Consider the following 7,575-nt stretch of genomic DNA (forward strand, 5'->3'; position numbering starts at 1 on the left):
CACCGATTACAACACGACCCGGAGACACTCGTCTCTGGGCCAGATCTCACCGATCGACTACGAACAGCGGCAGGCTAGCCTCGCCCTCGCCGCATAGGACGGTGTCAACACCAAAGGGGTAAGCCCCCTCTTGAGAGATCACAAGTCCACTGAATCGGATATTGAGTACATGAGCGGTTATCAGGTTGATGACCGCTCTTTGCTGGTTCAAGGGTGATTGCGGGGCGAGAAGCCCTCTGGGCAATCCTTAACAGCAACTGGGCCGTATCTGTTAGGGACGAATCCCTGCCTCGGCGCTGACGGTAATCGCCTCGACGATCTCCCGGACGGCCGAGGAGTCGGGCAGTCCGCCGAGTTCACCCGCGAACAGCAGGTGGCCGGTGCCGATCAGGGTCATGGCGAGCGTGCGCGCGTCGGCGTCCGCCCTGATGCGCCCTAGGCCGCGTTCCGACTCCAGGTAGGCCGCGAGGCCGAAGCCGGCCTCGGTGAGGATCGGGATGCCGCGCGGGGTCGTCGTTTTCAGCCGGGACCGCAGCTCGTCACGGGCGATCACGATGCCCACCAGGCCGAGATTGACCTGCGTGAAGATGCGAGTGAGGGCGTCGGACAGGTTGGCGACGAGTGTGGCCGAACCCGCCGTGAGCGAGCCGATCGCCGCTTCCAACTGGGCGATGCGGTCGCGGACGAGCTCGGCCAGGAAGTCGTCGAAGTCCGCGAAGTGGCGGTGCAGCACGCCCTTGGCGACCCCGGCCGCCTCGGTGACGGAGCGGCTGGTCAACCGGCTGCCGCCCTCGCGTGTCAGGACCCGCTCGGCGGCGGCGAACAGCTGCGCCCGCGCGTCGTGCAGGGCTACACCGGTCGGCACGGGTCCTCCTACGAGCGGTCAGGAACGGGCGCGCGGCCACCAGAGGTGGGCACACGGTCACTCTACCGCCGCCGTCCGGCGCCTCACCACCGCCCGTGCTCAACCTCGCGCAGCAGGTGTCGGAAGTAGTCGGACACGGAGGCACCGTCCCACTCGCTTCCCGCCAGGGCGACGTACCCGTCAGGGCGGATGAGCACGAGGCCGTCGCCCTCGACCCCGTAGCGCTCATGCACTTCCCCAGTCGGGTCGATGAGCGCGTTCTCGTTGTCACAGTGGGGAAGTCCCGAGGCGAGAATGCGGTGCACTCGGACGTCGCCGCATAGGTCCTGGTCCGCATCGGAGGCGGGGCGGGAGCCGAAGACGAGCAGTGTGAAGTGCGTGCCGCGGAACAGGTCGAAGAGTCTCACGCGCTCCTCGGTCGCCGGGTCGACGCAGTGGGCGTCCGGTGCGCGATCGCCCGCCCGGACCCCGATCGTCTCGTCCAGGTCACGGGCCAGACTGCTCCCGCGGTAGGTGATGCTCAACTGGCTGACGTCGCTGAACGGGTCCTTGCCCTGGAAGGTCCCGACGATGCGCTCCGACACGCGCGCGGTGTCGGCGCCGGCCCAGAACCTGCCCCGAGCGGTGGTCGAGGCCAGTACGTGCTCGGCGATCGGCAGGCGCTCCTCCTCATAGGTGTCCAGCAGCAGTTCGGGCGCGCCGCGCAGCACGCGCGCGAGCTTCCAGCCGAGGTTGTACGCATCCTGGACGCCCGTGTTCATGCCCTGGCCGCCAGCGGGAGTGTGCACATGGGCGGCGTCCCCCGCCAAGAAAACGCGCCCGTCGCGATACCGGTCCACCATACGGATATTGACCTGGTATACCGAGAGGTAGACGGGGTCGAAGAAGCGCACACCGGGCAGTCCGACCCGCTGCGCGAAGATCTCGGCGAAGGCCTCCACCGACACCGAGGACGAAGGGCCGCCCTCCGGCGGCAGCGGCGCGGTGAAGAACCAGGTGTCGCTCTTCGGCATCGGGGCCAGAGTCAGCATCCCGCCGGGGCCCTTGGCCCACATGTGCGCGGCCGAGTCGTCCAGCCCCTCGACGCGGAGGTTGCCGAACAGCATCTGCTGGCGCTCCCACGTCTCGCCAAGGAAGCTGATCCCGACCCGCTTGCGCACGGTGCTGCCGCCGCCGTCGCATCCGACCAGGAACCGGCCTCGTATCTCCTCGTGACGCTCGCCGAATCGGACGAACGCTGTGACCTGGTCGCGGTCCTGCGCGAGCTCGACGAGTTCGCCGCCGAGCTCCACCCGAACGCCGACCGATTCGAGCCGTTCGCGAAGGGCCGCTTCAGTGAACTGCTGCCCCACCATGAGGCTGCCGGGGTAGGGCGCGCCCGGCACCGCGGGAGCGTCGTACATCACCGCTTCGCGCACCACGTTGCCATCCGCGTCGTAGAAGCGCGTGGGAAGCGGCGACTCGGCATGCTCGACCAGGCGGTTGCGAACGCCGAGGTCCTCGAACACCTCCTGGGTGCGGGCGCGAATGCCGCGGGCCCGCGTCCCGACCTGATAGGCGGCGGCACGGTCGACGATGCGTACCCTCACGTCGCGGCGGGCGAGATCGCACGCCAACGTGAGCCCCACCGGTCCTGCGCCGACGATGACGACGTCGGTTGCGTCCGATGTCTCCATGGGCACCTTCCCTCTCTGTGGCGACCGTAGAGTGACCGCGCGCCCATTATTAGCGGGCAAGTGCCCACTTGTCAATGACGCCCCTCAGCCATGCTCAGACCAGGGCGCCGAGCAGGCAAGACATCCGAAATCGAGAAGAGATCCGAGGTCGAGTCCTTGAAGTTGTTGCATCGTGCTCGTGATCGGTTGGAGCGCAACGTGTTCGGATTACGGGCGGATTGACGGCATGAAGAAGCTCCTGGTAGAACGGCGAATGCTACTTCTGCCAGAACGACCACCAGGAGCTCCGGTTGCTGTTCTACCCTGCCGCGCTGCCCTTGTCCACCTCGACCCTCAACCGAGTTGCCCGACTCATCCGCACCCACCGCAAGACCATCGGCTCCCGCTGGCGGGCCGTCGATCCCGGCACCCAAGCCCTGCTCACCATCGCCTACCTGCGCAAAGGCGAAGCGCTGCGCGACCTCGCGGCCGGCTTCGGCATCTCGGCCGCCACCGCCTGGAGACGCACCCGCGAGACCATCAGCCTCCTCGCCGCCCGCGCCCCAGGCATCCGAGACGCCCTGCAACACGCGAAGCGATCAGGGGCGGCCTTCGTGATCCTCGACGGCACTCTGGTCCACATTGACCGCAACCAGATCGACCGGCCCTTCTACTCCGGCAAGCACAAACAGCACGGCATGAACCTCCGGGCCATCGCCGACGCACGAGGGAACCTGCTGTGGATCTCCGGGGCGATCCGTGGCTCGATCCACGACACCAAGGCCGCCCGGATCTGGCAGATACCCCGGCTGCTGGCCGAGTACGGCCTGTTCGCCCTGGGAGACAAAGGCTACGACGGACTGGACAACGACGTGGTGATCACGCCGTTCAAAGGGAAAGGCAAGCCCGAGTGGCAGAAGGAGCACAACCGCCTTCACGCCCGGCTCCGCGGACCCGGTGAACGCATGTTCGCCCAGCTCAAAGCCTGGTCGATCCTCGACCAGGTCCGCTGCGACCCGAACCAGGTCACACAGATCGCCAAGGCCGTCCAAGTCCTCAACGACTACGAACACCGATCAAGTTGAAACAGGCTCAGCGTGACCTCGCAGTCCAGTATGGCGTCAGCGTCCGCAGTGTCAAACGCCTGATTCGAGCAGCTCGCAACACTGGCGCGATCGCGTTACCTTCACACCCACCCGAAGCCAATTGGATCTCCACAGGTGGGCCTGACGGCCCAGCGATCAGGGTGGAATTCCTGCCGCTTTCCTGCCGGTGTTCCGCCTTGTAAAGCACGCCTTCCGCAAGCAGACTGATGCAGGTGGTGATGTATGACGGCATTGTCCGCAACCGTAGAGGAAACCAACGCGAGGCGTCGCGTCGAGGCGATCGCTCATCCGCGCGTTCACCGCCCCAGTCCGTCTCAGGGATGGGCCGGTGCGATCGGTTGCGACTACTTCGCCTCGACTTCCGGTACACTCTGGAGTCGACCGCATCTTGCTCACGGCGGCGGTCCGCCGTCTACCGATTCCAAGATCGCGACCATCGCCGAGTCGATTGCCGCCCTGGGCAACGCGCTCGTGTCTTGGGTGTGGGCGCGCCTGCCGCGAAGTGGGCCTCGATGAACGCACCGACTCTTCGCCGGGCTCCGTAACAACCGCCGAGGCCGAGGTCGTCGAGGTTGAAGTCCGGGACCGTCTGCCGGGCCGCCGCTTCCCCACAAGAACTCGGCCTGCGTCCCTATTGATTCCTGCCCTCCCACCAGGAAGACCTAAATGAGCAAACGAATCTCATACGAGCCCGATGACATCGAGGCGGTCGGCGACGAAGTTTGCCCTGACATCGCCAACTTCTATGACGAGGCCGGCTCGAAAGCCGCGACGGCAGGCCGTGGGCGCGACTCGGCGTTCGGCGCCCACGGGCTCACCGACACCTGGGGTGAGCTCTACGACCTGTTCTACAAGGTCGTCTACGAGTCCGGTGAGAACATCCGGGCCATGGGCCCGACCCTCAAGGCCATCGCCGAGGACCAGCGCATCCTCGAAGGGGAACTCGCCCAGACTTTCGAGCAGATGGAAGGCGAGATCAGCGGGGGCGCTTATGCTCCGCAAGCCACGGAGCACTTCGAGGACGCGCCGCGCCAGGCCCCCGACCCCGCACACAAGGACTACAACCCGTACGACAGGTTCCTTGACGGCACCGGCTGACCCCGGGGCCCTCCGACAACCCCATACACACCCCAGGAGCGACGCACATGGCCCTCTACGAGCCTATCGACTTCTCCAGGCTGGAGAACTCGTACCTCGACATCTTCGACAAGCTCAATCAGCTGCACCCGGACCTGCTGTACATCTACCAGCAGGAGAAGGGCATCGAACGGTGGCCCGACTACGAGCCCTATATCCAGCTGTCCATCGAGGACGGACTCAACGCCTCCCACTACCAGGCCGATCGGAACTCGGTATACGGGAACTACGTCAGGCACCCGGACATCCTTCCCTACATGGTCCCAAAGGACTCCACCGCTGCCGATGAACGAGCGATCGAAGAGGCCTCACAGGCCGACGCCGCAACCGCTATCGATGAGATCAGCGCGGCGTTCGCCGAGGTGCTTGACGACGGCCAGCTGGGACCGATCGACGCGCTCCTGTCGGGCCTGAGCGGTGTCCACGAGATCATCGACGACCTGATCACCACGCATGAAGGCGACGGCTTCCGGAGGATCCGGGAGCTGTTCGAGACCTGGGAGGGCAGCGACTCCGAGGCAGGCATGGAAAAGTTCGGAGCCCGGCTCCGCCCGGCAGCCGGCTTCCACCGCGAGATCCTGGCGGCCCTGATCGCCGGTGCCGCAGCCGAGTGCGCCGCCCAGCTGACGGCCCAGATCCAGCTCGGACAGGTCCTCGACACGGTCCTCGACAACGTCGAAGTGCTCAAGAACGGCAAGGACTTCGGCTTGATGGTGCTGGTGCGAACCGGATACTCCAAAGTCCCGTTCGCGAGCGAGATCACGGCGGTCGTGGACGCGGTGTACGCGTTCGCCACCGGCGCGGACGACCGTCCGGCGAGTACTTGGACCGATCAATTCTTCGCACTCCTCGAAATGGAGTACGAGCTCTCCCTGAAATCGCAGGACGCCACGAGAATGCGCCAGGAGATGCTCAACGCCGCGGCGGAGGCGAAGTTGGGGCTGCAGGAGGCCCGCGACAAGGCCAAGGCCATCCTTGACATCGATCTCGGCACCTGGCAGAGCTTCTATGACACCGACCGGGGCGTCCTCGTCCCTGGTGAATCCGACTGACCACCATTTCGAAGGAAGTCACGGTGCAGGCGATGACCAGTTCCCGGCAAGGTGGCCAGTATTGTGCGTGCCTGAAACCCGTTGAGCCGCAATGGATCAGACACTGCCCTCGGGTGATCTGTCCGGTACGGGGCTTTCCGTACGCTCGCAGCAATGAGCGCAATCGCGTCGCGCCGAGAAGTGGCGCGGCATCCGGTCCATCAACTGCCGGAGCTCCCTGATGGCGAGTGGTGACAAGCTCCCTTACGTCTACCGGATCACCAAGTACGATCCCGCCGACCGCGACGCCTTGGGCCACTACATCGGCACGGAGGTGACGACCAGCGACCATGGCCCGATCGAAGCGGCGTACCTGCAGGCGGTGGCCGCCTTCGCGGCGGACGCCGGCGTCGAGCGACTGGCCATTCGGGAACCGGAAGCCACCGGTTTCGTCCACTTCGGTGCGGAACCTGCAGTGCCCGGCCATGGCCTGGCCGAAATCTTCCCGCCGGATCTGACCGGTTACCACGACGGCGCGGAGATCACCGTCGATGTCGCATTGGAACTGGTCCGGGCAATGCTCCGCGACAACGGCGCATGGTGCCGACTGGAAGCAGAGGGCGCGTTCGCCGTACACGTCGGATGGGACCAGTACGTCTATGTACGCACCAGCTCGCCGAGCACCGACGCCATGGCCCGCACCCGCGCTCTCGGGCTGTTCCCCGAACGTCTGGACGCCTCCGCCTACGATCACGCCACCGACGAGGACGACATCGAGCAACGACCCGCCGACGACGACTTCTGGGCCCGACTGCGATGGTCCGTCGCTATAGGCCAGGCCACGATCCTGGAAGAAGGCTTCGTCCTCAACGCCTCGCGCTGGCACCGCCTCACCAAAGACAACCTGGACGACGTGCGTGCCCGGCTCGCCCCACGCGCGATGTTGACCGTCTGGCCGGACCTGTCCACGGACGTCGAGGCAGTCATCGCCGATCTCCCCGACGAGGGCCTGGTCGAATTCGTCTGGGAAGACGAAAACGGGCAGATCACCAGCACCATCGCTGACGAAGCCCAGTTCAGCGACGTGACCGAACAGATCAGGGGTGCCCGAGCCGCGACTGCATTGCCCATGTACGCCGATGATCGCCATCCCCTCTTCACCGCGGTCCTGCCTGACAGCGATGGCGTGCTGCGGGCTCGGTGGCGGACCGAGCCGACTGAGAGCGACCGCCGCTGGGCCGTCATGAAGGCACTGCGCAGGGGCCAGGTCTGCACCGGGACTGTCACCGCCATCCCTCCGTTCCTTGTCACGTTCGTCGACATCGGCGGCGTCATCGGCCAGATCAACGTTCCCGAACTGTCCTGGCGGCACATCGAGCACCCCACCGACGTCGTCTCGGTCGGCCAAGAGATCACTGTCAAGATCCTCGATGTGGACATGGTGCGGGAGCGAGTGGCCCTGTCACTGCGGGCCGCCGGCCGCAACCCCTTGGAGGCACTTGTTGACCGAGTCGGCGAGATCGTCACCGGTCATGTCACGAAGGTCCTGCCATTCGGGGTCATCGTGCGAATCGAGGAACGCCACGACGACGTCGAGGCACTGGTGCGCCACTGCGCCAACGAAGGGCAACACCTCACCGTCGGTGACACCCTCACCGTAAAGATCCTCGACGTCGACCCGTCCCAGCGTCGAATCACCCTCGCGCACACGCCAACGTCCGACAGCGAAGGCGACGGACCCGATGCCAGCTGATCAGCCGCTGCAAAAAAGACGGCGGTGG

The 7,575-nt window shown here is 65.8% G+C and carries 6 protein-coding genes; 4 read left to right on the forward strand and 2 right to left on the reverse strand.

The window, feature by feature from the left end; translation table 11 throughout:
- Positions 1–271: 271 nt before the first annotated feature.
- Together JHY01_RS26070 and JHY01_RS26075 are read right to left on the reverse strand one after the other, a co-directional pair.
- Entirely contained in the window at positions 272–865 is a 594-nt protein-coding gene (locus JHY01_RS26070; protein WP_205328655.1) for a TetR/AcrR family transcriptional regulator, read from the reverse strand.
- Between the two features lie 83 nt (positions 866–948).
- Positions 949–2,541: an FAD-dependent monooxygenase gene (locus tag JHY01_RS26075; protein WP_205328656.1), complete on the reverse strand. Its 1,593-nt coding sequence runs from the start codon at positions 2,539–2,541 to the stop codon at positions 949–951.
- Between the two features lie 290 nt (positions 2,542–2,831).
- Here JHY01_RS26075 and JHY01_RS26080 point away from each other — a divergent pair, with 290 nt between their 5' ends.
- The 4 genes from JHY01_RS26080 to JHY01_RS26095 all read left to right on the forward strand — a co-directional run bounded on the left by JHY01_RS26080 (position 2,832) and on the right by JHY01_RS26095 (position 7,547).
- Positions 2,832–3,605: a transposase family protein gene (locus tag JHY01_RS26080; RefSeq protein ID WP_205328657.1), complete on the forward strand. Its 774-nt coding sequence runs from the start codon at positions 2,832–2,834 to the stop codon at positions 3,603–3,605.
- Positions 3,606–4,292: 687 nt separating this feature from the next.
- Complete coding sequence (locus JHY01_RS26085; RefSeq protein ID WP_205328658.1) at positions 4,293–4,724, forward strand: hypothetical protein; 432 nt, start codon at positions 4,293–4,295, stop codon at positions 4,722–4,724.
- Between the two features lie 47 nt (positions 4,725–4,771).
- On the forward strand, positions 4,772–5,815 hold the full coding sequence (locus JHY01_RS26090) for a hypothetical protein (RefSeq protein ID WP_205328659.1): 1,044 nt from the start codon (positions 4,772–4,774) through the stop codon (positions 5,813–5,815).
- Positions 5,816–6,104: 289 nt separating this feature from the next.
- Positions 6,105–7,547 (forward strand): S1 RNA-binding domain-containing protein, encoded by a 1,443-nt coding sequence (locus tag JHY01_RS26095; RefSeq protein WP_205328660.1) that lies wholly within the window; start codon positions 6,105–6,107, stop codon positions 7,545–7,547.
- Positions 7,548–7,575: the final 28 nt, after the last annotated feature.

This window comes from Glycomyces sp. YM15 (assembly GCF_016918015.1).
GTDB lineage: Bacteria > Actinomycetota > Actinomycetes > Mycobacteriales > Micromonosporaceae > Glycomyces.